The 23,840-nt window shown below is 72.0% G+C and carries 19 protein-coding genes; 17 read left to right on the plus strand and 2 right to left on the minus strand.

The window, feature by feature from the left end; all coding sequences use genetic code 11:
* The first annotated feature begins 73 nt into the window (after positions 1-73).
* From ACSUPV_RS33800 to ACSUPV_RS33860, 13 genes are all read left to right on the plus strand, one after another.
* Positions 74-1,060: an aspartate carbamoyltransferase catalytic subunit gene (locus ACSUPV_RS33800; protein WP_031116624.1), complete on the plus strand. Its 987-nt coding sequence runs from the start codon at positions 74-76 to the stop codon at positions 1,058-1,060.
* Positions 1,057-2,343: a dihydroorotase gene (locus ACSUPV_RS33805; protein WP_037769136.1), complete on the plus strand. Its 1,287-nt coding sequence runs from the start codon at positions 1,057-1,059 to the stop codon at positions 2,341-2,343. The genes ACSUPV_RS33800 and ACSUPV_RS33805 overlap by 4 nt, the downstream gene beginning before the upstream one ends.
* Entirely contained in the window at positions 2,340-2,909 is a 570-nt protein-coding gene (locus tag ACSUPV_RS33810) for a PH-like domain-containing protein (RefSeq protein ID WP_031116627.1), read from the plus strand. The genes ACSUPV_RS33805 and ACSUPV_RS33810 overlap by 4 nt, the downstream gene beginning before the upstream one ends.
* Positions 2,906-4,048: a glutamine-hydrolyzing carbamoyl-phosphate synthase small subunit gene (carA, locus tag ACSUPV_RS33815; RefSeq protein ID WP_031116628.1), complete on the plus strand. Its 1,143-nt coding sequence runs from the start codon at positions 2,906-2,908 to the stop codon at positions 4,046-4,048. Before ACSUPV_RS33810 ends, carA begins: the two co-directional genes overlap by 4 nt.
* Positions 4,041-7,349 (plus strand): carbamoyl-phosphate synthase large subunit, encoded by a 3,309-nt coding sequence (gene carB, locus ACSUPV_RS33820; RefSeq protein ID WP_037769139.1) that lies wholly within the window; start codon positions 4,041-4,043, stop codon positions 7,347-7,349. Before carA ends, carB begins: the two co-directional genes overlap by 8 nt.
* A 70-nt stretch (positions 7,350-7,419) precedes the next feature.
* A complete protein-coding gene (locus ACSUPV_RS33825) occupies positions 7,420-8,526 on the plus strand; it encodes a quinone-dependent dihydroorotate dehydrogenase (RefSeq protein ID WP_436949134.1) in 1,107 nt (368 codons plus the stop codon).
* Positions 8,523-9,368 carry an orotidine-5'-phosphate decarboxylase gene (gene pyrF, locus ACSUPV_RS33830; RefSeq protein WP_031116631.1) on the plus strand — a complete coding sequence of 282 codons (846 nt, stop codon included), beginning with the start codon at positions 8,523-8,525 and terminating at the stop codon, positions 9,366-9,368. Before ACSUPV_RS33825 ends, pyrF begins: the two co-directional genes overlap by 4 nt.
* Before the next feature lie 266 nt (positions 9,369-9,634).
* Positions 9,635-9,958, plus strand: coding sequence for an integration host factor (locus ACSUPV_RS33835; RefSeq protein WP_003977346.1), 324 nt, complete (start codon positions 9,635-9,637; stop codon positions 9,956-9,958).
* A 58-nt stretch (positions 9,959-10,016) separates the two neighbouring features.
* Positions 10,017-10,610: a guanylate kinase gene (gene gmk / locus ACSUPV_RS33840; protein ID WP_031116632.1), complete on the plus strand. Its 594-nt coding sequence runs from the start codon at positions 10,017-10,019 to the stop codon at positions 10,608-10,610.
* Between the two features lie 70 nt (positions 10,611-10,680).
* Entirely contained in the window at positions 10,681-10,953 is a 273-nt protein-coding gene (gene rpoZ, locus ACSUPV_RS33845; RefSeq protein ID WP_003988945.1) for a DNA-directed RNA polymerase subunit omega, read from the plus strand.
* Positions 10,954-11,091: 138 nt separating this feature from the next.
* Positions 11,092-12,294: a bifunctional phosphopantothenoylcysteine decarboxylase/phosphopantothenate--cysteine ligase CoaBC gene (gene coaBC, locus ACSUPV_RS33850; protein WP_037769148.1), complete on the plus strand. Its 1,203-nt coding sequence runs from the start codon at positions 11,092-11,094 to the stop codon at positions 12,292-12,294.
* A 237-nt stretch (positions 12,295-12,531) separates the two neighbouring features.
* Positions 12,532-13,740, plus strand: coding sequence for a methionine adenosyltransferase (gene metK / locus ACSUPV_RS33855; protein ID WP_031116634.1), 1,209 nt, complete (start codon positions 12,532-12,534; stop codon positions 13,738-13,740).
* Positions 13,741-13,854: 114 nt separating this feature from the next.
* Positions 13,855-16,014 (plus strand): primosomal protein N', encoded by a 2,160-nt coding sequence (locus tag ACSUPV_RS33860; protein ID WP_436949135.1) that lies wholly within the window; start codon positions 13,855-13,857, stop codon positions 16,012-16,014.
* 275 nt (positions 16,015-16,289) lie between these two features.
* On the opposite strand, the gene ACSUPV_RS33865 is transcribed toward ACSUPV_RS33860, so the two are convergent.
* A complete protein-coding gene (locus ACSUPV_RS33865) occupies positions 16,290-16,835 on the minus strand; it encodes a hypothetical protein (protein WP_031116637.1) in 546 nt (181 codons plus the stop codon).
* A 347-nt stretch (positions 16,836-17,182) separates the two neighbouring features.
* On the opposite strand from ACSUPV_RS33865, the gene fmt reads away from it, so the two are divergent.
* Positions 17,183-18,115 (plus strand): methionyl-tRNA formyltransferase, encoded by a 933-nt coding sequence (gene fmt, locus ACSUPV_RS33870; RefSeq protein ID WP_031116638.1) that lies wholly within the window; start codon positions 17,183-17,185, stop codon positions 18,113-18,115.
* Positions 18,116-18,349: 234 nt separating this feature from the next.
* A complete protein-coding gene (locus ACSUPV_RS33875; RefSeq protein ID WP_436949136.1) occupies positions 18,350-19,777 on the plus strand; it encodes an RsmB/NOP family class I SAM-dependent RNA methyltransferase in 1,428 nt (475 codons plus the stop codon).
* Here the strand turns inward: ACSUPV_RS33875 and ACSUPV_RS33880 are convergent.
* Positions 19,758-21,899, minus strand: a complete 2,142-nt coding sequence (locus tag ACSUPV_RS33880; RefSeq protein WP_436949137.1) for an MMPL family transporter — start codon at positions 21,897-21,899, stop codon at positions 19,758-19,760. The genes ACSUPV_RS33875 and ACSUPV_RS33880 overlap by 20 nt on opposite strands.
* A 131-nt stretch (positions 21,900-22,030) precedes the next feature.
* Here ACSUPV_RS33880 and rpe point away from each other — a divergent pair, with 131 nt between their 5' ends.
* Both rpe and ACSUPV_RS33890 read left to right on the plus strand, forming a co-directional pair.
* Positions 22,031-22,717, plus strand: a complete 687-nt coding sequence (gene rpe, locus ACSUPV_RS33885) for a ribulose-phosphate 3-epimerase (protein WP_037769158.1) — start codon at positions 22,031-22,033, stop codon at positions 22,715-22,717.
* Between the two features lie 78 nt (positions 22,718-22,795).
* The gene (locus tag ACSUPV_RS33890) at positions 22,796-23,839 is read left to right on the plus strand and encodes a sugar-binding transcriptional regulator (RefSeq protein WP_031116674.1); all 1,044 of its coding nucleotides are present in this window, start codon (positions 22,796-22,798) and stop codon (positions 23,837-23,839) included.
* The last annotated feature ends 1 nt before the right edge of the window (position 23,840 follow it).

The following is a 23,840-nucleotide window of genomic DNA, read 5'->3' on the forward strand; positions in this document are numbered from 1 at the left end:
CGGCTCAGTGCGCGCGCTCGCGCGCCCGTCTGCCCCGAATCTCCCGTTTGAACTGCCTTACGGAGCCTGACAGATGCAGCGTCATCTCATCTCGGCCGCCGACCTCACCCGCGACGACGCCGTCCTGATCCTCGACACCGCCGAGGAGATGGCCCGGGTCGCCGACCGGCCGATCAAGAAGCTGCCGACCCTGCGCGGCCGCACGATCGTCAACCTCTTCTTCGAGGACTCCACCCGCACCCGGATCTCCTTCGAGGCCGCCGAGAAGCGGCTGTCCGCGGACGTCATCAACTTCTCCGCCAAGGGATCCAGCGTCTCCAAGGGCGAGTCCCTGAAGGACACCGCCCAGACCCTGGAGGCCATGGGCGTCGACGCCGTGGTCATCCGGCACGGCGCCTCGGGCGCCCCGTACCGGCTGGCGAACTCCGGCTGGATCGACGCGGCCGTGGTCAACGCCGGTGACGGCACCCACCAGCACCCGACCCAGGCCCTGCTGGACGCCTTCACCATGCGCCGCCGTCTGATCGGCCCGGACGCCGGACTCGGCCAGGACCTCGCCGGCCGGCGCATCACGATCGTCGGCGACGTCCTGCACAGCCGCGTCGCCCGCTCCAACGTCGACCTGCTGCACACCCTCGGCGCCGAGGTCACCCTCGTCGCCCCGCCGACCCTGCTGCCGGTCGGCATCGAGACCTGGCCGTGCGAGGTCTCCTACGACCTCGACAGCACCCTGCCCAAGTCCGACGCGGTGATGATGCTGCGCGTCCAGCGCGAGCGGATGAACGCCGCGTTCTTCCCGACCGAGCGCGAGTACTCCCGCCGCTACGGCCTCGACGGCGACCGCATGGCGCGGATGCCCGAGCACGCCGTCGTGATGCACCCCGGGCCGATGGTCCGCGGCATGGAGATCACCGCCGAGGTCGCCGACTCCGACCGCTGCACCGTCGTCGAGCAGGTCGCGAACGGAGTCTCCATCCGGATGGCCGTCCTGTACCTGCTGCTCGGTGGAAACGAGCCCGCCGTCACCCACACCCGTACCGAGGAGAAGCAAGACCGATGAGCAAGATCCTGATCCGTGGTGCCAAGGTGCTCGGCGGCGAGCCGCAGGACGTGCTGATCGACGGGCAGACGATCGCGGAGGTCGGTGCCGGTCTGAGCGCCGAGGGCGCCGAGGTCGTCGAGGCCGGGGGCAAGGTGCTGCTGCCGGGCCTGGTCGACCTGCACACCCACCTGCGTGAGCCGGGCCGCGAGGACTCCGAGACCGTCCTCACCGGCACCCGCGCCGCGGCCTCCGGCGGCTACACCACCGTCTTCGCCATGGCCAACACCTTCCCCGTCGCCGACACCGCCGGCGTCGTCGAGCAGGTCTGGCGGCTCGGCAAGGAGCACGGCTACTGCGACGTCCAGCCGATCGGCGCCGTCACCGTCGGCCTCGACGGCAGGAAGCTCGCCGAGCTGGGCGCCATGCACGAGTCGGCCGCCGGCGTCACCGTCTTCTCCGACGACGGCAAGTGCGTCCACGACGCCGTGATCATGCGCCGCGCCCTGGAGTACGTGAAGGCCTTCGGCGGTGTCATCGCGCAGCACGCGCAGGAGCCGCGGCTCACCGAGGGCGCCGAGATGAACGAGGGCGTCGTCTCCGCCGAGCTGGGTCTCGGGGGCTGGCCCGCGGTGGCCGAAGAATCGATCATCGCCCGGGATGTCCTGCTCGCCGACCACGTCGGCTCCCGCGTCCACATCTGCCACCTGTCGACCGCCGGGTCCGTCGAGATCGTCCGCTGGGCCAAGTCCCGCGGCATCGCCGTCACCGCCGAGGTCACCCCGCACCACCTGCTCCTCACCGACGAGCTGGTCCGCACGTACAACCCGGTCTACAAGGTGAACCCGCCGCTGCGCACCGAGCGTGACGTCATGGCGCTGCGCGAGGCGCTCGCCGACGGCACGATCGACATCGTCGCCACCGACCACGCCCCGCACCCGCACGAGGACAAGGACTGCGAGTGGGCCGCGGCCGCCATGGGCATGGTGGGGCTGGAGACGGCGTTGTCAGTGGTCCAGGAGACCATGGTCGACACGGGCCTGCTGGACTGGGCCGGCGTCGCCGACCGCATGTCCTTCAAGCCCGCGCAGATCGGACAGGCCACGGGCCACGGCCGTCCCGTCTCGGCAGGTGAGCCCGCCAACCTCACCCTGGTCGACACGGCATACCGTGGGCTCGTGGAACCCGCGGGCTTCGCCTCGCGCAGCCGCAACACCCCCTACGAGGGGCGTGAGCTGCCGGGCCGTGTGACGCACACGTGGCTGCGGGGCAAGGCCACACTCGTCGACGGGAAGCTCACGTGACACCTGTACTGCTGCTGGCCGCCGAGAAGGAATCGGCGCAAGTGACCGACTGGGCCGCCCGCATCGGCTGGGTCGTCGGCCTCGCCCTCTTCGTCGCGCTCGTCTACTGGCTGATGCGCGAGGGCTGGAAGTGGCGCGGCACCCTCCAGGGCGACCTGCCCGAGCTGCCCGTCACGCCGGACGACCCGGGCCCGGCGCGCCTGACCATGAGCGGCCGCTACCACGGCTCGACCACCGCCGGGCAGTGGCTCGACCGCATCGTCGCCCACGGCCTGGGCACCCGCAGCCGCGCCGAGCTGACGCTCACAGACGCCGGCCTGGACGTCGTACGCCCCGGAGCGGACGACTTCTTCGTCCCGGTGGCGCAGCTGCGCGAGGCCCGGCTCGACAAGGGCATCGCCGGCAAGGTGCTCACCGAGGGCGGCCTGCTGGTCGTCACCTGGGCGCACGGCGACCGGCTGATCGACTCCGGCTTCCGCTCCGACCACGCGGCCGAGCACAACGAGTGGGTCGAAGCCCTCAACTCCATGATCGAAACGAACACCAGGGAAGGCGCCGAACGATGACCACCTCCACCAGGGGAGCCGCCAAAACTCCCGCCGTACTCGTCCTGGAGGACGGCCGGGTCTTCCGGGGCCGCGCCTACGGGGCCGTGGGGGAGACCTTCGGCGAAGCGGTGTTCTCCACCGGCATGACCGGCTACCAGGAGACCCTCACCGACCCGTCGTACCACCGCCAGGTCGTGGTGATGACCGCCCCGCACGTCGGCAACACCGGCGTGAACGACGAGGACCCCGAGTCCCAGCGCATCTGGGTCGCCGGTTACGTCGTGCGCGACCCCGCGCGCGTGCCGTCCAACTGGCGCTCCCGGCGCACGCTCGACGAGGAGCTGGCCGCGCAGGGCGTCGTCGGAATCTCCGGCATCGACACCCGCGCCCTCACCCGCCATCTGCGCGAGCGCGGCGCCATGCGCGTCGGCATCTTCAGCGGCGACGCCGTCCAGGACGACGGCGCCCTCCTCGCGCGCGTGCAGGAAGCCCCGCAGATGAAGGGCGCGAACCTCTCCGCCGAGGTCGCCACCACCGAGCCGTACGTCGTCCCCGCGATCGGCGAGAAGAAGTTCACCGTCGCCGCCGTCGACCTCGGCATCAAGGGCATGACCCCGCACCGCATGGCCGAGCGCGGCATCGAGGTGCACGTCCTCCCGGCGACCGCCACCGTCGACGACGTCTACGCGGTCAACCCGGACGGCGTGTTCTTCTCCAACGGCCCGGGCGACCCGGCCACCGCCGACCACGCCGTCTCCGTCATGCAGGGCGTCCTGGAGCGCGGCACCCCGCTGTTCGGCATCTGCTTCGGCAACCAGATCCTCGGCCGCGCCCTCGGCTTCGGCACCTACAAGCTGAAGTACGGCCACCGCGGCATCAACCAGCCGGTGCAGGACCGCACGACCGGCAAGGTCGAGGTCACCGCCCACAACCACGGCTTCGCCGTCGACGCCCCGCTCGACCAGGTCTCCGAGACCCCGTTCGGCCGCGCCGAGGTGTCGCACGTCTGCCTGAACGACAACGTGGTGGAGGGGCTCCAGCTCCTCGACCGCCCCGCCTTCAGCGTCCAGTACCACCCCGAAGCAGCGGCCGGCCCGCACGACGCCGCCTACCTGTTCGACCGCTTCGTGAAGCTCATGGAGGGCCAGCGTGCCTAAGCGCACCGATATCCAGTCCGTCCTGGTCATCGGCTCCGGCCCGATCGTCATCGGCCAGGCCGCCGAGTTCGACTACTCCGGCACCCAGGCGTGCCGCGTCCTCAAGGCCGAGGGCCTGCGGGTCGTCCTGGTCAACTCCAACCCGGCGACGATCATGACCGACCCGGAGATCGCCGACGCCACCTACGTCGAGCCGATCACCCCCGAGTTCGTCGAGAAGATCATCGCCAAGGAGCGGCCCGACGCGCTGCTGCCCACCCTGGGCGGCCAGACGGCCCTCAACACCGCCATCTCGCTGCACGAGAACGGTGTCCTCGACAAGTACGGCGTCGAGCTGATCGGCGCCAACGTGGAGGCGATCCACAAGGGCGAGGACCGCGACCAGTTCAAGGAGGTCGTGGAGGAGGTCCGCAAGAAGATCGGCCACGGCGAGTCCGCCCGGTCCTACATCTGCCACTCCATGGACGACGTCCTCAAGGGCGTCGAGGAGCTCGGCGGCTACCCGGTCGTGGTCCGCCCCTCCTTCACCATGGGCGGCGCCGGCTCCGGCTTCGCCCACGACGAGGAGGAGCTGCGCCGCATCGCCGGCACCGGCCTCACCCTCTCGCCGACCACCGAGGTGCTCCTGGAGGAGTCCATCCTCGGCTGGAAGGAGTACGAGCTGGAGCTGATGCGCGACAAGCACGACAACGTCGTGGTCGTCTGCTCCATCGAGAACTTCGACCCCATGGGCGTCCACACCGGCGACTCGATCACGGTCGCCCCGGCGATGACGCTGACGGACCGCGAGTACCAGATCCTGCGCGACATCGGCATCGCCGTGATCCGCGAGGTCGGCGTCGACACCGGCGGCTGCAACATCCAGTTCGCGGTGAACCCCGAGGACGGCCGGGTCATCGTCATCGAGATGAACCCGCGCGTGTCCCGCTCCTCGGCCCTGGCCTCCAAGGCCACCGGCTTCCCGATCGCCAAGATCGCCGCCAAGCTGGCCGTCGGCTACACGCTGGACGAGATCCCGAACGACATCACGCAGGAGACCCCGGCCTCCTTCGAGCCGACGCTCGACTACGTGGTCGTCAAGGCCCCGCGTTTCGCCTTCGAGAAGTTCCCGAGCGCCGACTCCACCCTCACCACCACCATGAAGTCGGTCGGCGAGGCCATGGCCATCGGCCGCAACTTCACCGAGGCCTTCCAGAAGGCCCTGCGCTCCCTGGAGAAGAAGGGCAGCCAGTTCACGTTCGTCGGCGAGCCCGGCGACAAGGACGCGCTGCTGCGCGAGTCGGTCCGCCCCACCGACGGCCGCATCAACACCGTCATGCAGGCCATCCGCGCGGGCGCCACGCCCGAGGAGGTCTTCGAGTACACGAAGATCGACCCCTGGTTCGTCGACCAGCTCTTCCTGATCAAGGAGATCGCCGACGAGCTGGCGGCCGCTCCGGAGCTGACCACCGACCTGCTCGCCGAGGCCAAGCGGCACGGCTTCTCCGACCAGCAGATCGGCGAGATCCGCGGCCTGCGCGAGGACGTCGTCCGCGAGGTCCGGCACGCGCTCGGCGTCCGCCCGGTCTACAAGACGGTCGACACCTGCGCCGCCGAGTTCGCCGCGAAGACGCCGTACTTCTACTCTTCCTACGACGAGGAGACCGAGGTCGCCCCGCGCGAGAAGCCGGCCGTCATCATCCTGGGCTCCGGCCCGAACCGCATCGGCCAGGGCATCGAGTTCGACTACTCCTGCGTCCACGCCTCCTTCGCGCTGAGCGACGCGGGCTACGAGACGGTGATGGTCAACTGCAACCCGGAGACCGTCTCCACGGACTACGACACCTCCGACCGCCTGTACTTCGAGCCGCTGACGCTGGAAGACGTGCTGGAGATCGTGCACGCCGAGCAGCAGGCCGGACCCGTCGCCGGCGTCGTCGTCCAGCTCGGCGGCCAGACCCCGCTGGGCCTGTCGCAGGCGCTCAAGGACAACGGCGTGCCGATCGTCGGCACCTCCCCGGAGGCCATCCACGCCGCCGAGGACCGGGGCGCCTTCGGCCGAGTCCTCAAGGAGGCCGGCCTCCCGGCCCCCAAGCACGGCACCGCCACCACCTTCGCCGAGGCCAAGGCCATCGCCGACGAGATCGGCTACCCGGTCCTGGTGCGCCCCTCGTACGTCCTCGGCGGGCGCGGCATGGAGATCGTCTACGACGAGACGCGCCTGGAGGCGTACATCGCCGAGTCGACCGAGATCAGCCCCTCGCGGCCGGTCCTGGTCGACCGGTTCCTCGACGACGCGATCGAGATCGACGTCGACGCGCTCTACGACGGCGAGGAGCTGTACCTCGGCGGCGTCATGGAGCACATCGAGGAGGCCGGCATCCACTCCGGCGACTCGGCGTGCGCCCTGCCCCCGATCACCCTCGGCGGCTTCGACATCAAGCGCCTGCGCGCCTCCACGGAGGGCATCGCCAAGGGTGTCGGGGTGCGCGGCCTGATCAACATCCAGTTCGCGCTCGCGGGCGACATCCTCTACGTCCTGGAGGCCAACCCGCGCGCCTCCCGGACGGTCCCCTTCACCTCGAAGGCGACGGCGGTGCCGCTGGCCAAGGCCGCCGCCCGGATCTCGCTGGGCGCCACCATCGCCGAGCTGCGCGCCGAGGGCCTGCTCCCGGCCAGTGGCGACGGCGGCGAGCTGCCCTTCGACGCGCCGATCTCCGTCAAGGAGGCCGTCATGCCGTGGTCGCGGTTCCGCGACATCCACGGCCGCGGCGTCGACACGGTCCTCGGCCCGGAGATGCGCTCCACCGGTGAGGTCATGGGCATCGACTCCGTCTTCGGCACGGCGTACGCCAAGTCGCAGGCCGGCGCCTACGGCCCGCTGCCCACCAAGGGCCGCGCCTTCATCTCGGTCGCCAACCGCGACAAGCGCTCGATGATCTTCCCGGCCCGCGAGCTGGTCGCCCACGGCTTCGAGCTGCTGGCCACCTCCGGCACGGCCGAGGTCCTCAAGCGCAACGGCATCAACGCCACGGTCGTGCGCAAGCAGTCCGAGGGCACCGGCCCGAACGGCGAGAAGACCATCGTCCAGCTCATCCACGACGGCGAGGTCGACCTCATCGTCAACACCCCGTACGGCACCGGCGGCCGCCTCGACGGCTACGACATCCGTACGGCGGCCGTGGCGCGCTCCGTGCCCTGCCTGACGACGGTCCAGGCGCTGGCGGCGGCGGTCCAGGGCATCGACGCCCTCAACCGCGGCGACGTGAGCGTCCGCTCGCTCCAGGAACACGCGGAACACCTGACCGCGGCCCGCGACTAGCAGCCCCGAGGGGGACACCGGAAACGGTGTCCCCCTCTTCGTGAGGACGCCACGTCCTCGTGAGGACACCATGTACAAACTCTTCTTCCGTCTCGTCTTCAAGCGGCTGGACCCGGAGCAGGCCCACCACCTCGCCTTCCGCTGGATCCGCCTGGCCGCCCGGGTGCCCGTGCTGCGCACCTTCCTCGCGGCCGCCCTCGCGCCCCGCCACAAGGAGCTGCGCACCGAGGCCCTCGGCCTGCGCATGCACGGCCCCTTCGGGCTCGCGGCCGGCTTCGACAAGAACGCCGTCGGCATCGACGGCATGGCCATGCTCGGCTTCGACCACGTCGAGATCGGCACGGTGACCGGCGAACCGCAGCCCGGCAACCCCAAGCAGCGGCTGTTCCGCCTGGTCAAGGACCGGGCGCTGATCAACCGCATGGGCTTCAACAACGACGGCTCGCTCCGCGTCGCCGCCCGCCTCGCCTCCCGCACGCCCGTCTTCAAGACCGTCGTCGGCGTCAACATCGGCAAGACCAAGGTCGTCCCGGAGGAGGAGGCCGTCGCGGACTACGTGAAGTCCGCCGAGCGGCTCGCGCCCTACGCCGACTACCTGGTGGTCAACGTCTCCTCGCCGAACACGCCCGGCCTGCGCAACCTCCAGGCCACCGAGGCGCTGCGCCCGCTGCTGAGCGCCGTCCGCGAGGCCGCCGACCGCACGGTGCCCGCGCGGCGCGTCCCGCTCCTGGTCAAGATCGCGCCGGACCTCGCCGACGAGGACGTCGACGCCGTCGCCGACCTCGCCGTGGAACTGGGCCTGGACGGCATCATCGCCACCAACACCACCATCGCGCGCGACGGACTCGGCCTGAAGTCCGACCCGGCGCTGGTCAAGGAGACCGGCGGCCTGTCCGGGGCGCCCCTGAAGGAACGCTCCCTGGAGGTCCTGCGGCGCCTCTACGCGCGCGTGGGCGACCGGATCACCCTGGTGGGCGTCGGGGGCGTCGAGAACGCCGAGGACGCCTGGCAGCGCATCCTGGCCGGTGCCACGCTGGTCCAGGGCTACAGCGCCTTCATCTACGAAGGGCCCTTCTACGCCCGCGCGATCCACAAGGGGCTCGCCGCGCGCCTGCGCACCAGCCCGTACGCCACGCTCGCCGACGCGGTGGGCGCCGACGTGAGGAAGACGGCATGAGTGGTCTCGAACCCTTCGGCGCCCGCCTGCGCCGGGCCATGGACGAGCGCGGTCCGCTGTGTGTCGGCATCGACCCGCACGCCTCCCTGCTCGCCGAGTGGGGCCTGAACGACGACGTGGCGGGCCTGGAGCGGTTCAGCCGCACGGTCGTCGAGGCCGTGGCCGACCGGGTGGCCGTGCTCAAGCCGCAGAGCGCGTTCTTCGAGCGCTTCGGCTCGCGCGGCGTCGCGGTGCTGGAGCAGTCCGTCGCCGAGGCGCGGGCGGCCGGCGCGCTGGTCGTGATGGACGCCAAGCGCGGCGACATCGGCTCGACCATGGCCGCCTACGCCGAGTCCTTCCTGCACAAGGACGCGCCGCTGTTCTCGGACGCGCTGACGGTCTCCCCGTACCTCGGCTACGGCTCGCTCAGCCCGGCCGTCGCGCTGGCCCGGGAGAGCGGCGCGGGGCTGTTCGTGCTGGCGCTGACGTCCAATCCGGAGGGCGGCGAGGTCCAGCACGCCGTGCGCTCCGACGGTCGGAACGTCGGAGCGACGATGCTGGCCCACCTCGCCGCCGAGAACGCGGGAGAGGAGCCCCTGGGGTCCTTCGGCGCGGTCGTCGGCGCCACCCTCGGTGATCTGTCGACGTACGACCTCGACATCAACGGCCCGCTCCTCGCACCCGGCATCGGCGCCCAGGGGGCCACGCCGGCCGATCTTCCCCGGGTCTTCGGCGCCGCGGTGCGCAACGTCGTGCCGAACGTCAGCCGGGGAGTGCTACGCCACGGTCCCGACACGGTCGCTCTGCGTGACGCCGCAGACCGCTTCGCGGAGGAGATCCGTCACACCGTGGCGCCGTCCTGACCTCTTCCGGAGACCTCCGATGAGTGGTCCGGGGCCCGCTTGAGTCTGAATACATCCTCAAATCCGGGGCAGTATGTCCTAAATGTCCGTTCAGATGAAGGCTGACCAGGACTTTTCCGCTGTTCTCGCTGACTCTGGCGGACTTGCCCGCTAGTCTCCGACGAGAGTGAACGGGCAAGCGTGTTGCTCGTGGCTCCCCAGGTGTGGGGCGACTAGGTTCCTCACCGGTCCGTATCCGACAGTTCGACATCCGAGGTGACGTAGGCGTGGCTCTTCCGCCCCTTACCCCTGAACAGCGCGCAGCCGCGCTCGAAAAGGCCGCCGCGGCTCGCCGGGAGCGGGCCGAGGTCAAGAATCGACTCAAGCACTCCGGCGCCTCCCTCCACGAGGTCATCAAGCAGGGCCAGGAGAACGACGTCATCGGCAAGATGAAGGTCTCCGCCCTTCTTGAGTCCCTGCCGGGCGTGGGCAAGGTCCGCGCCAAGCAGATCATGGAGCGACTCGGTATCTCCGAGAGCCGCCGTGTGCGCGGCCTCGGTTCCAACCAGATCGCCTCCCTGGAGCGCGAGTTCGGCAGCACCGGCTCCTGACCCGGGCACTCCGGGGAAGCGAGTCCCGGGCACTCCGGGATTGCTGGATAATCGCTGCATGGCTGTAACACCCCGGGGGACGACCCCCGTACCCCCGGACGCACGTCCGCGGCTGACCGTGCTCTCCGGCCCCTCCGGGGTCGGCAAGAGCACGGTCGTCGCCCATATGCGCAAGGAACACCCCGAGGTCTGGCTCTCCGTGTCGGCGACGACCCGCAAGCCCCGCCCCGGCGAGCAGCACGGCGTCCACTACTTCTTCGTCACCGACGACGAGATGGACAAGCTGATCGCCAACGGCGAACTGCTGGAGTGGGCCGAGTTCGCCGGCAACCGCTACGGCACGCCGCGTGCGGCCGTGCAGGAACGCCTGGAGAAGGGCGAGTCCGTCCTGCTGGAGATCGATCTCCAGGGCGCCCGCCTGGTGCGGGAGTCGATGCCGGAGGCCCAGCTGGTGTTCCTGGCCCCTCCCTCCTGGGAGGAGCTGGTGCGCAGACTGACCGGGCGGGGTACCGAACCGCCTGAGGTGATCGAGCGCAGGCTGGCGGCCGCCAAGATCGAGCTGGCCGCCGAACCGGAGTTCGACACGACGCTGGTCAACACCTCCGTCGAGGACGTGGCGCGCGAGCTGCTAGCCTTGATGAACGTCGTGTGACCATCGCTGATCGATCCGGTCCTCGCTGATCACCCCGACAGAATCTTTCCCATCCATCGGAAGGTAGAGCGTGTCCTCTTCCATCTCCGCGCCCGAGGGCATCATCAACCCGCCGATCGACGAGCTCCTCGAGGCCACCGACTCGAAGTACAGCCTCGTGATCTACGCGGCCAAGCGGGCCCGCCAGATCAACGCGTACTACTCGCAGCTCGGCGAGGGTCTCCTCGAGTACGTCGGTCCTCTCGTCGACACCCACGTCCACGAGAAGCCGCTCTCGATCGCCCTCCGCGAGATCAACGCGGGGCTCCTGACGTCCGAGGCCGTCGAGGGCCCGGCGCAGTAAGTCGTATTAGCAGCTTGATGCTGACTTTTCCACAGGCCCGGCAGGCCGACTGCCGGGCCTGTGGTGTGTCATGGAGTCGTACGGTGTGCCGGTTGCCGAGGTCCGGGTCGCCGAGTCCGGGGAGAGACGGGGAGAGACGTGGACAAGCCGAAGGTCGTTCTGGGGGTCAGCGGTGGCATCGCCGCCTACAAGGCCTGTGAGCTGCTGCGGCGGCTGACGGAGTCGGGCCATGAGGTGCGCGTGGTGCCCACGGCCTCCGCGCTGCAGTTCGTCGGCGCCGCCACCTGGTCCGCGCTCTCCGGGAACCCGGTCTCCACGGAGGTCTGGGACGACGTGCACGAGGTGCCGCACGTCCGCATCGGACAGCACGCCGACCTGGTCGTCGTCGCCCCGGCCACCGCCGACCTGCTCGCCAAGGCGGCCCACGGCATCGCCGACGACCTCCTCACCAACACCCTGCTCACCGCCCGCTGCCCCGTCGTCTTCGCCCCCGCCATGCACACGGAGATGTGGGAGCACCCGGCCACCCAGGAGAACGTGGCGACGCTGCGCCGCCGCGGCGCCCTCGTCATCGATCCTGCCGTGGGCCGCCTCACCGGCGTCGACACCGGCAAGGGCCGGCTGCCCGACCCGGCCGAGATCTTCGAGGTCTGCCGCCGGGTGCTGGCCCGGGGCGTGCGGGAACCGGACCTCAAGGGCCGACACGTCGTGGTCAGTGCCGGGGGCACCCGCGAGCCCCTGGACCCCGTCCGGTTCCTCGGCAACCGCTCCTCCGGCAAGCAGGGCTACGCCCTCGCCCGCACGGCGGCCGCCCGCGGTGCCAGGGTCACGCTCATCGCGGCCAACAGCACCCTGCCCGACCCGGCGGGCGTGGACGTCGTCCCGGTCGGCACGGCCGTGCAGCTGCGCGAGGCCGTGCTGAAGGCCGCCGCCGACGCCGACGCCGTGGTCATGGCGGCCGCGGTGGCGGACTTCCGCCCGGCGACGTACGCGGCCGGGAAGATCAAGAAGAAGGACGACCAGGAGCCGGAGCCGATCACCCTGGTGCGGAATCCGGACATCCTCGCGGAGGTCTCCGCCGACCGCGCCCGCGCCGGGCAGGTGGTCGTCGGCTTCGCCGCGGAGACGGACGACGTCCTCGCCAACGGCCGCGCCAAACTGAAGCGCAAGGGGTGCGATCTGCTGGTGGTGAACGAGGTGGGCGAGCGCAAGACCTTCGGCTCCGAGGAGAACGAGGCGGTCGTCCTCGGCGCCGACGGCAGCGAGACGGCGGTGCCGCACGGCCCCAAGGAAGCCCTGGCCGAAACCGTGTGGGACCTGGTCACGGAGCGCCTCCAGTGATGCTCCAGTCCCTCTCGAAGCCGATCAAACCCGGCCGATCGAGGCGTGGCGCCTCTGGCCAACGGCGCTCGGCATTGGGCAGAATGCCCGTGCCGCAGGTCACAGCACTCCCGAGTGGCGAGACAGGGGGACCGTGGCCGAAGCGTGACCGATAAACTGTTCCACGGACGGCGCCGGGTGCAGCCCCCGCCGTCCGCCAATGATCAGCCAGCAGCCGCTGCAACCCCAGGGAGCGTTGTGTCCCGTCGCCTGTTCACCTCGGAGTCCGTGACCGAGGGTCACCCCGACAAGATCGCTGACCAGATCAGCGACACCATTCTCGACGCGCTCCTGCGCGAAGACCCGTCCTCCCGGGTCGCCGTCGAGACCCTGATCACGACCGGCCTGGTGCACGTGGCCGGCGAGGTCACGACCAAGACGTACGCGGACATCGCGACGCTGGTCCGGAACAAGATCCTCGAGATCGGCTACGACTCCTCGAAGAAGGGCTTCGACGGCGCCTCCTGCGGCGTCTCGGTGTCGATCGGCGCCCAGTCCCCGGACATCGCCCAGGGCGTGGACACGGCGTACGAGTCCCGTGTCGAGGGCGACGAGGACGAGCTGGACAAGCAGGGCGCGGGCGACCAGGGCCTGATGTTCGGCTACGCGACGGACGAGACGCCGACGCTGATGCCGCTGCCGATCTTCCTGGCCCACCGCCTGTCGAAGCGCCTGTCCGACGTGCGCAAGAACGGCACGATCCCCTACCTCCGCCCGGACGGCAAGACCCAGGTCACCATCGAGTACGACGGCGACAAGGCGGTCCGCCTGGACACCGTCGTCGTCTCCTCCCAGCACGCCTCCGACATCGACCTGGACTCGCTCCTGGCGCCGGACATCAAGGAGTTCGTCGTCGAGCCGGAGCTGAAGGCGCTCCTGGACGAGGGCATCAAGCTCGACACGGAGAACTACCGCCTGCTGGTCAACCCCACCGGCCGCTTCGAGATCGGCGGCCCGATGGGCGACGCCGGCCTCACCGGCCGCAAGATCATCATCGACACCTACGGCGGCATGGCCCGCCACGGCGGCGGTGCCTTCTCCGGCAAGGACCCGTCCAAGGTCGACCGCTCGGCGGCGTACGCGATGCGCTGGGTCGCCAAGAACGTCGTCGCCGCGGGTCTCGCCACCCGCTGCGAGGTCCAGGTCGCGTACGCGATCGGCAAGGCCGAGCCGGTCGGTCTGTTCGTCGAGACCTTCGGCACCGCCAAGATCGACACGGACCGGATCGAGAAGGCCATCGACGAGGTCTTCGACCTCCGCCCGGCCGCCATCATCCGCGACCTCGACCTGCTCCGCCCGATCTACTCCCAGACGGCGGCGTACGGCCACTTCGGCCGCGAGCTCCCCGACTTCACGTGGGAGCGGACGGACCGCGTGGACGCGCTGCGCAAGGCGGCGGGGCTGTAACGAGCCCCGAGGCTTGAGGAGGCCCGGTTCCCTTCGGGGAGCCGGGCCTTCGCCGTGCCCCGGGCCCCTCCCGGGCGCCGTCGTCTGTCAGTGGTGTTTGGTAAGAATGCAAGCGTGAGCAGCGAGAACGAACAGGCGGGTGGCGGTGGCGAGGGTGCGCCGCCCGAGCAGCTCGCGCTCATCCGGGAGAGTGTGCGGAAGGCGAAGACGCCCCGGGCCAAGCCGCGGACGTGGCGGGGGGCCGCGCTCGCCAAGGAGCTGCCCGTGGCGCGGGTGCTCGTGGACAAGGGCGTGCTGCACCTCGACCGGTACTTCGACTACGCCGTCCCCGAGGAGCTGGACGCGCAGGCCCAGCCGGGCGTGCGGGTCCGGGTGCGGTTCGGGGCCGGGCGGCACCGGGTGCGGGAGGGACGCCGTGAGGGCGGCGGGCTGATCGACGGCTTCCTCGTCGAGCGGCTGCCCGAGTCCGACTACTCCGGGCCGCTGGCCGCCCTCGCCCAGGTCGTCTCGCCCGAGCCGGTGCTGAGCGAGGAACTGCTCGGGCTGGCCCGGGCGGTCGCCGACCGGTACGCGGGCAGCCTCGCCGACGTCCTGCAGCTCGCGGTGCCGCCGCGCAACGCCCGGGCCGAGCAGCGCGCCTCCCCCGAGCCCCTGCCGCCGCCCCCGGCACCGGAGCCGGGGTCCTGGCGGCGGTACGAGCGGGGTGCGGCCTTCCTGGAGTCGCTGGCCTCCGGCGGCGCGCCCCGGGCCGTGTGGAACGCGCTGCCCGGGCCGCAGTGGAGCGAGGAGCTGGCCCGGGCCGTCGCGGCGACCCTGGCCTCCGGCCGAGGGGCACTCGTCGTCCTGCCGGACGGGCGGGCCGTCGCCCGGGTCGACGCCGCGCTGACGGCCCTGCTGGGGGAGGGGCGGCACGCGGTGCTCACCGCCGACGCCGGTCCCGAGAAGCGGTACGCGCAGTGGCTCGCGGTGCGGCGGGGATCCGTCCGGGCCGTGATCGGGACCAGGGCCGCGATGTTCGCGCCGGTCCAGGGCCTCGGTCTGGTCGCCCTCTGGGACGACGGGGACGACAGCCACAGCGAGCAGCACGCCCCGCAGCCGCACGCCCGCGAGGTGCTCCTGCTGCGGGCCGCCCAGGACAAGTGCGGCTTCCTGCTGGGCAGCTGGTCCTGCACGGTGGAGGCGGCGCAGCTCGTGGAGAGCGGCTGGGCGCGGCCGCTCGTCGCCGGGCGGGAGCAGGTGCGCGGAGCCGCTCCGCTCGTACGGACCGTCGGGGACGGGGATCTCGCCCGGGACGAGGCCGCTCGCGCCGCCCGGCTGCCGAGCCTCGCCTGGCAGGCCGTCAGGGACGGCCTGCGGCAGGGGCCGGTGCTGGTGCAGGTGCCCCGGCGGGGCTACGTGCCGCGCATGGCGTGCGCCGGCTGCCGTGCCCCGGCGCGGTGCCGGCACTGCTCGGGGCCGTTGGAGACGCGGGACGGCGGTGCCCTGTGCTGCGGCTGGTGCGGGCGTGAGGAGAGCGGCTGGCACTGCCCGGAGTGCGGGGCCTTCCGGCTGCGGGCCTCGGTCGTGGGAGCCCGGCGGACCGCCGAGGAACTCGGACGGGCCTTTCCCGCCGTGCCGGTGCGGACCTCGGGGCGTGAACATGTGCTCGACACGGTGCCGGGAGCGCCCGCGCTGGTCGTGAGCACGCCGGGGGCCGAGCCCGTCGCCGAGGGCGGTTACGCCGCGGCGTTGCTGCTGGACGGCTGGGCCATGCTCGGGCGGCCCGATCTGCGGGCAGGGGAGGACGCGTTGCGGCGGTGGATCGCGGCCGCGTCCCTGGTCCGGCCGCAGTCGGCCGGGGGGACGGTGGTGGTCGTCGCCGAGCCGACGCTGCGGCCCGTGCAGGCGCTCGTGCGGTGGGACCCCGTGGGACACGCGGTGCGCGAACTGGCGGAGCGGGCCGAGCTGGGCTTCCCGCCCGTGTCGCGGATGGCGGCCGTGTCGGGGCCGGCGGATGCGGTGGCCGACTTCCTCCGCACGGCCGAACTGCCGCCGGAGGCAGAGGTGTTGGGACCCGTGCCGCTGCCCGTTCCCCCTCCGGGGCGACCGAGGCGTGCGGGGGCGCCGCCGCCCGGGGAGCAGTGGGAGCGGGCGTTGTTGCGGGTGCCGCCGGGGAAGGGCGCGGCGCTGGCGGCAGCGCTGAAAGCCGCGCAGGCCGCGCGGATGGCCCGGGGGAGTGGGGGAGGGAGCGGTACCGGGGTCTGGGTGCGGATCGATCCGGCGGATATCGGGTGAGCGGGGGCCGCGCTGGCAGCCGTAACACCGTCCGGATGGGTTGCCGCGCATCGCCTGGATGGGGCGCGGCGTACCGTCGGGATGTGCGGCCGTGCGCCGTCTGGATGGTCGTCGCGCATCGCCCGGATGGGTCGCCGCGTACCGTCCGGATGGGTCGCCGCGCACCACGCGGATGCGCCGCCGCACACCGCTCTGACACGCCGTCGCCCTCCCGGCGGCGCATCCGGGAGGGCGGGGCGGGTGGGGGAGGGCAGGACGGGGGAGGCAGAGTTGTGTCAGCCGTTGCGTGGGCCCGGGAAGGCCGTCGGTCGTGCCTCGTCGCGGATCGCCGGGCTGCCGGCCGTCGGCTGCGTGGGCATGGAACGGGCCGCGGGGACCGTCGGCACCGTGGGGAGGCCGGTGCCCACACTGACCGTGCGCGTGCCGGACGGTTCCGGCGTGCGCTCCGGCTCGGCCGCGGCCGGCTGGGCCGTAGCACGGCGGGCGCCGTAACGGCGGTGGACCGCCTGTTTGGTGACTCCGAGTGCGGAGCCCACCGCGTCCCACGAGAAACCGAGTGAGCGATCGAAGTCCACGGCCGCCGTGACCAGGGTCTCGACACTGTCCCGCAGTTCCTGGGCGAGACGTACCGTCGGGGCGGGGGCCCGTCCGTAGACGACGAAGCCCGTGGAGGGGCCGGAGCGGCGCGGGCGGTAGACGTTGCCCAGCTGGGCGGTCAGGGTGCGCAGTGCGTCCACCTGCCGGCGGACCCGCTCGATGTCCCGCACCAGCAAGTGCAGGCTGGCCCGAGCCTGGGCGTCGTGGGTTGCGTGGTCGGCCATGAACAAGCCTCTCGAACCGGCGTTGAAAGGAATGGGCCGCGATCGCGGCCCGAAGTGGTCAACTCTGTCTTGACCAACGCGGATTCGCTCCGTGGGTCACGGTGTGGGGGCGTGGGGGCATATGCGTGCGCCCGTTTGCGCCGGGCGTGCGCCTTCGGCCTTCGGCCTTCGGCGTTCGTCTCCCACCCGCGCAGCGCCCGTATCCCATCCGCGCAGCGCCCGTAACTGTTGGCCGAGAGGCCGAGCTCTCCCGTGGGGGCGGGCCGTCGTCGGCGGCTGTGCGTTCGCGGCTCATAGACTTGGGCGTTGCCCGTCATCGCCCCCGCCCGAGAGGCCCCCAGCACCCCATGAAGCTCGTCTTCGCCGGTACACCCGAGGTCGCCGTTCCCGCTCTGGACGCTCTGCTCGCCTCCGGGCGGCACGAGGTGGCCGCCGTCGTCACGCGGCCCGACGCGCCGGCCGGGCGCGGGCGCAGGCTCGTCGCGTCGCCCGTCGCCGAGCGGGCGGAGGAGGCCGGGATCGAGGTGCTGAAGCCCGCGAAGCCGAAGGACCCCGAGTTCCTGGAGCGGCTGCGGGAGATCGGGCCGGACTGCTGCCCCGTCGTCGCCTACGGCGCACTGCTGCCCCGGGTCGCCCTCGACGTCCCCGCGCACGGCTGGGTCAATCTGCACTTCTCCCTGCTGCCCGCCTGGCGGGGCGCCGCGCCCGTGCAGCACGCCATCATGGCCGGTGACGAGATCACCGGGGCCTCCACCTTCCTGATCGAGGAGGGGCTCGACTCCGGCCCGGTGTACGGGACGGTGACCGAGGAGATCCGGCCCACCGACACCAGCGGCGACCTGCTGACGCGGCTCGCCTTCGCCGGTGCCGGGCTGCTCGCGGCCACCATGGACGGGATCGAGGACGGCACCCTCAAGGCCGTGCCGCAGCCCGCCGAGGGGGTCACGCTCGCCCCGAAGGTCAACGTCGAGGACGCCCGCGTCGACTGGAACGCTCCCGCGCTGCGCGTCGACCGGGTGGTACGGGGCTGCACCCCGGCCCCCGGCGCCTGGACCACGTTCCGCGGTGAGCGGCTCAAGCTGATCCAGGTGACCCCCGTTCCCGACCGGACCGACCTCGCCCCGGGGCAGATCTCCGCCGGGAAGAACAACGTGTACGTCGGCACCGGCTCGTACGGCGTGGAGCTGCTGTGGGTGCAGGCGCAGGGCAAGAAGCCGATGCGGGCGGCGGACTGGGCGCGCGGCGTGCGGATCGGCGAGGGGGAGCGGCTCGGGGGCTGACCGCCACGGGGCAGCCGGCCGATCCGACTCGCCCACCCAGGGGCAGCGGCCGACACGGCTCGCCCCACCCCAGGGGCAGCGGCCGACACGGCTCGCCCCACCCCAGGGGCAGCGGCCGACACGGCTCGCCCCACCCCGCGTGTCCTGCCGCCCCGCCCACCTGGCCCCGGTCCGCACGGCGTCGCGGCGTAGGCTGGAGGGCGCACTTCATCTCACACCCGGAGCACCTTTTTCGTGAGCGACCAGCCCCGTCGGCCCCGTCCGTCCGGCAAGCCCTACCGTCGGCCCAAGAAGGACCCCGTCCGCGTCCTCGCCTTCGAGGCGCTGAGGGCCGTGGACGAGCGGGACGCCTACGCCAACCTCGTACTGCCGCCGCTGCTGCGCAAGGCGCGGGAGAAGGAGGGGCCCGAGGCGTTCGACGCCCGGGACGCGGCGCTCGCCACCGAGTTGGTCTACGGGACGCTGCGGCGGCAGGGCACGTACGACGCGGTCCTCGCGCGGTGCGTCGACCGGCCGCTCGGCGAGGTCGATCCGCCGGTGCTGGACGTGCTTAGCCTCGGCGCGCACCAGTTGCTCGGGACGCGTATCCCCACCCACGCGGCCGTGTCCGCCACGGTCGAGCTCGCCCGGGTCGTGCTGGGCGACGGGCGGGCCAAGTTCGTCAACGCCGTGCTGCGCAAGGTCGCCCAGGACGATCTGGACGGCTGGCTGGAGCGGGTCGCGCCGCCCTACGACGAGGACCCCGAGGACCATCTCGCCGTGGTCCACTCGCACCCGCGCTGGGTCGTGTCCGCGCTGTGGGACTCCCTCGGCGGCGGGCGCGCCGGCATCGAGGAGCTGCTGCGCGCCGACAACGAGCGGCCCGAGGTGACCCTGGTGGCCCGGCCCGGCAGGGCCACCACCGAGGAACTGCTCAGGGAGGACGCCGCCGTGGCCGGGAGCTGGTCGCCGTACGCCGTGCGGCTGGCCGAGGGCGGTGAGCCGGGCGCCATCGCGGCCGTGCGGGACGGGCGCGCGGGCGTTCAGGACGAGGGCAGCCAGCTCGTGGCCATCGCCCTCGCCAACGCGCCCCTGGACGGGCCCGACCGGCGGTGGCTGGACGGGTGCGCGGGCCCCGGCGGCAAGGCCGCGCTGCTGGGCGCGCTCGCGGCGCAGCGGGGCGCCGCTCTCGTGGCCTCGGAGAAGCAGACCCACCGTGCCGGGCTGGTGGCCCGCGCGCTGGAGGGCAACCCCGGGCCGTACCAGGTGATCGCCGCGGACGGGACCCGTCCGGCCTGGCGGCCGGGCAGCTTCGACCGGGTGCTGGTCGACGTGCCGTGCACCGGGCTCGGTGCCCTGCGGCGCCGCCCCGAGGCACGCTGGCGACGCCGGCCGGAGGACCTGGAGGGGTTCGCGCCGCTCCAGCGCGGGCTGCTGCGGACCGCCCTGGAGTCGGTCCGGGTCGGCGGTGTCGTCGGCTACGCGACCTGCTCGCCGCACCTGGCCGAGACCCGGGCCGTGGTCGCCGACGTCCTCAAGCAGTACCCGGACAGCGACCTCGTCGACGCCCGGCCGCTGCTGCCCGGCGTACCGGACCTGGGCGAGGGGCCCGACGTCCAGCTGTGGCCGCATCTGCACGGGACCGACGCGATGTACCTGGCGCTCATTCGCCGGACCGGCTGACCCCCGCCGGGACGCTCTCCCGGACCGCCGCGCCCCCGTCCTCGCGCGCCAGCCGGTGCGGCCACCACACCTTCGGGCCCACGTCCAGGAACAGCGACGTCACGAGGACCGAGCGCACCACGAAGGTGTCCAGGAGCACGCCGAGGGCGACCGCGAAGCCGATCTCGGCGAAGGCGACCATCGGGAGGGTGCCGAGGGCGGCGAAGGTGCCGGCCAGGACCAGGCCGGCCGACGTGATGACCGCGCCGGTGGCGGCCAGCCCCGTGACCACGCCCGGTCTGGTGCCCTGGCGGGCCGCCTCCTCGCGGATGCGCGTGGTGAGGAAGATGTTGTAGTCGATGCCCAGGGCCACCAGGAAGACGAAGACGAACAGCGGGAAGTCCGTCGTCTCGCCCGCGTAGTCGAAGACGTACCGGAAGGCGAGCGCGCTGATGCCGAGCGCCGCCGCGAACGACAGGATCACCGTCCCAATGAGCAGCAGCGGGGCGATCAGGGCGCGCAGCAGCACGCAGAGGATCAGCAGCACGACCACCAGCACCAGCGGGATGATCAGCACGTTGTCGTGCGTGGTCGCCTTGTCCATGTCCAGCAGGGCCGCCGTGCCGCCGCCCACCCGGGCGTCGGCGTCCGGCACCGCGTGCACCGCGTCCCGCACCCGCTCCACCGTCTGCTTGGCGGCCTCGCTGTCCGCCGGGGCGGTCATGGTGGCCTCGAACAGCACTCTGCCCTCGAAGACGGGTTTCGCGCCGGGCGGCAGCCCGAGGGACTGGGGGACCACGCCCTGCGTGGCGGCGACCGCGCGGCCCACCTGCTCGGCCTGTGCCTGGTTGCTGACGATGACCAGGGGATCGCCGCTGCCCGCCGGGAAGTAGCGCGCCGACACCTCCTGGCCGGTGATCGAGTCCGGTTTCCCGGTGAACGCGTCCGCGTTGCCGATGCCCTCCGCGCGCAGCTGGATCAGCCCCAGCGAGCAGACCGCCAGGACCAGTGCCGTCACGGCCCACGTCATCCGCGGCCGGTGGGCGATGCGGCGGCCCATGCGGGCCCACACGCCGCGCTCGGTCGGCTCGGGGGAGCCGAGGTGCGGGATCACCGGCCAGAAGATCCACCGGCCGAAGATCACCAGAAGGGCCGGGAACAGGCTCATCATCGCCAGCAGGGCGACGGCGACGCCGATCGCGGCTACCGGGCCCAGGCCGCTCGTCGAGTTCATCTCGGCGGCCAGCAGCACCAGCATGCTCAGCACGACCGTCGCGCCGGAGGCCAGCACCGCCGGGCCGGCGCGGTGCAGCGCCAGGGCCATCGCCTCGTGCCGGTCCTCGTGCCGGCGCAGCTCCTCCCGGTAGCGGGCGACCAGCAGCAGGGCGTAGTCCGTCCCCGCGCCGAAGACGAGCACCGTGAGGATGCCGGCGCTCTGGCCGTTGACCGTCAGGCCCGCGTGCTCGGCCAGCAGGTAGATCAGCGCCTGGGAGGCGAACAGCGCGCAGACCACCGCGACCAGGGGCACCAGCAGCAGGGTCAGGCTGCGGTAGGTGATCAGCAGCATGACGATGACGACGGCCATCGCCGAGAACAGCAGGGTCGAGTCGATGCCCTCGAAGCCCTCCGCGAAGTCCGCGGACGTGCCGCCTGGGCCGGTGATGTGCACGGCCAGCCCACCGCCGCCCTCCCCGACGTCCTCCCGGATGGAGTCGACGGCGGGCGAGATCCGCTCCCAGCCCTTCTCGTCCATCGTGATCGGCACGAAGACCTGCGCCGCCCGCGGATCGGTCTGCCGGTCGAAGACCGGGCCCCGGGTCTGCTCACCGATGATGCCGTGGTCACGCAGCTGCTTGAGCTGTGTGACGTCCTCGGCGATCTCCGCCCGGTCCCGCGCCGTCAGCCCACCGTCCCGGGCGTAGATCACCACCGCCGGGATCTGCTCCGGCCGGAAGTCCTCCGACTCCTGCAGGACCTGCGTCGACTCGGCGGATCCCGGCAGCCAGGACGTGGCGTCGTTGTCCTGCGCGTCGGTCAGCTTCATGGCGACCGGCGCGGCGACGACCAGCACCACCACCCACAGCGCCAACACGAGCCACTTGGCCCGCCGGCCGCAGACGAGATGCGCGACGCCCTGCTTCATGACATCCCCCTCCGCGGAGCCCGCCCACGAGGGGCGCGGGGAACTGCGCGATCAGCCACATACGACCCGCACCCAGCGGACCACCCGACACCGATGCCCACAACCCCCGGAGAGCATGGCAGGCTTAGGGCATGGCCGTGCAGATCAACCCCAGCATCCTCTCCGCCGACTTCGCCCGCCTCGCGGACGAGGCGAAGGCCGTGGAGGGAGCCGACTGGCTCCACGTCGACGTCATGGACAACCATTTCGTCCCCAACCTCACGCTCGGCGTGCCGGTCGTAGAGTCGCTCGCCCGTGCGACGGACACCCCGCTGGACTGCCATCTGATGATCGAGGCCCCCGATCGGTGGGCGCCCCAGTACGTGGAAGCGGGGGCCGGTTCCGTCACCTTCCACGTCGAGGCGGCCGCCGCCCCGGTCCGGCTGGCCCGGGAGATCCGCGCCAAGGGCGCCCGGGCCTCCATGGCGCTGAAGCCCGCGACCCCCATCGAGCCGTACGAGGACCTGCTCCCCGAGCTCGACATGCTGCTGATCATGACGGTCGAGCCGGGCTTCGGGGGACAGGCCTTCCTCGACATCATGCTTCCTAAGATCCGCCGCACCCGCGAGTTGATCAGCAAGCACGGACTGGAGCTCTGGCTCCAGGTCGACGGCGGAGTTTCCGCTTCCACGATCGAGCGCTGCGCCGACGCCGGAGCCGACGTCTTCGTGGCCGGATCGGCGGTCTACGGGGCAAACGACCCGGCAGAAGCGGTACGTGCACTACGCACCCAGGCGGAGGCGACGACGGCGAAGGCCTCCTGGGCCTGCGACCACTGAGCCACAGCAAAGTGAACGGCTCCCATCAGGGCTGATCATCCGCGCCGGATCTGCAAGGATGAACGGCGAATCCAGAGTGTGAACAGCAGTGAGGAGATCGCCGTGTCGGGTATGTCGGCGGGCCGGTCAGCCATGCGGATGGGACCCGCTGAGCTGGTGCAGGCGGCGGCCATGGCCCGCCGCTTCTACCTCGAGGGGAAGTCCAAGATCCAGATCGCCGAGGAGTTCGGCGTGAGCCGCTTCAAGGTGGCCCGGGTCCTGGAGACCGCCCTCGAACGGGATCTCGTACGCATCGAGATCCGTGTGCCGGCCGAGCTGGACGCCGAGCGCTCGGACGCGCTCCGCGCCCGCTACGGCCTCAGGCACGCCGTCGTGGTCGAGTCCCCGGCCGAGGCCGAGGAGACGCCCGACCCCGAGAACCTGGGAGAGGTGGCCGCCGACCTGCTCGGCGAACTGGTCAACGAAGGTGACGTCCTGGGCCTGGCCTGGGGCCGCTCCACCATCCACATGGCGGCGGCGCTCGACCGGCTGCCGCCCTGCACGGTGGTGCAGCTGACGGGTGTCTACGACGCCGGGACCGCCGAACGCGGCTCGGTCGAGGCCGTCCGCCGGGCCGCCCAGGTGTCCGGCGGGGACGCCCACCCCATCTACGCGCCGATGCTGCTGCCCGACGCGGCCACGGCCACGGCGCTGCGCAACCAGACGGGCATCGCCCGGGCCTTCGAGCACTTCGACAAGGTCACCGTCGCCTGCGTCTCCATCGGCTCCTGGGAGCCGGGCATCTCCACGGTGCACGACATGCTGACCGAGGAGGAGCGCGCCCACTACGCCTCCCTCGGAGTCGCCGCCGAGATGTCCGCGCACCTCTTCGACGCCGAGGGCCGCCGGGTCGGCCGGGACCTGGGCGAGCGGTGCATCACCGTCAAGGCCGACCAGCTCCGCCGCATCCCCGAGGTCGTCGCGATCGCGGGCGGGCAGCGCAAGGGGCCCGCCATCGATGCGGTGCTGCGCTCCGGGCTCGTCACCAGCCTGGTGACGGACACGTCGGCCGCGGACTACCTGATGACGGCGGGCCCGGCCCCGAAGTCCGCGCTCAACCGCTCCGACCCGGACGGAGTCTGAC

The organism is Streptomyces sp. SudanB52_2052, assembly GCF_964272415.1.
Classification (GTDB): Bacteria; Actinomycetota; Actinomycetes; order Streptomycetales; family Streptomycetaceae; genus Streptomyces; species Streptomyces olindensis.

Bases quoted from the DNA above. Each gene is read 5' to 3' on its own strand.
- ACSUPV_RS33800 (WP_031116624.1), top strand. From the start codon at position 74: ATGCAGCGTCATCTCATCTCGGCCGCCGACCTCACCCGCGACGACGCC.
- ACSUPV_RS33805 (WP_037769136.1), top strand. From the start codon at position 1,057: ATGAGCAAGATCCTGATCCGTGGTGCCAAGGTGCTCGGCGGCGAGCCG.
- carA (WP_031116628.1), top strand. From the start codon at position 2,906: ATGACCACCTCCACCAGGGGAGCCGCCAAAACTCCCGCCGTACTCGTC.
- ACSUPV_RS33825 (WP_436949134.1), top strand. From the start codon at position 7,420: ATGTACAAACTCTTCTTCCGTCTCGTCTTCAAGCGGCTGGACCCGGAG.
- pyrF (WP_031116631.1), top strand. From the start codon at position 8,523: ATGAGTGGTCTCGAACCCTTCGGCGCCCGCCTGCGCCGGGCCATGGAC.
- gmk (WP_031116632.1), top strand. From the start codon at position 10,017: ATGGCTGTAACACCCCGGGGGACGACCCCCGTACCCCCGGACGCACGT.
- ACSUPV_RS33865 (WP_031116637.1), bottom strand. From the start codon at position 16,835: ATGGCCGACCACGCAACCCACGACGCCCAGGCTCGGGCCAGCCTGCAC.
- fmt (WP_031116638.1), top strand. From the start codon at position 17,183: ATGAAGCTCGTCTTCGCCGGTACACCCGAGGTCGCCGTTCCCGCTCTG.
- ACSUPV_RS33880 (WP_436949137.1), bottom strand. From the start codon at position 21,899: ATGAAGCAGGGCGTCGCGCATCTCGTCTGCGGCCGGCGGGCCAAGTGG.
- rpe (WP_037769158.1), top strand. From the start codon at position 22,031: ATGGCCGTGCAGATCAACCCCAGCATCCTCTCCGCCGACTTCGCCCGC.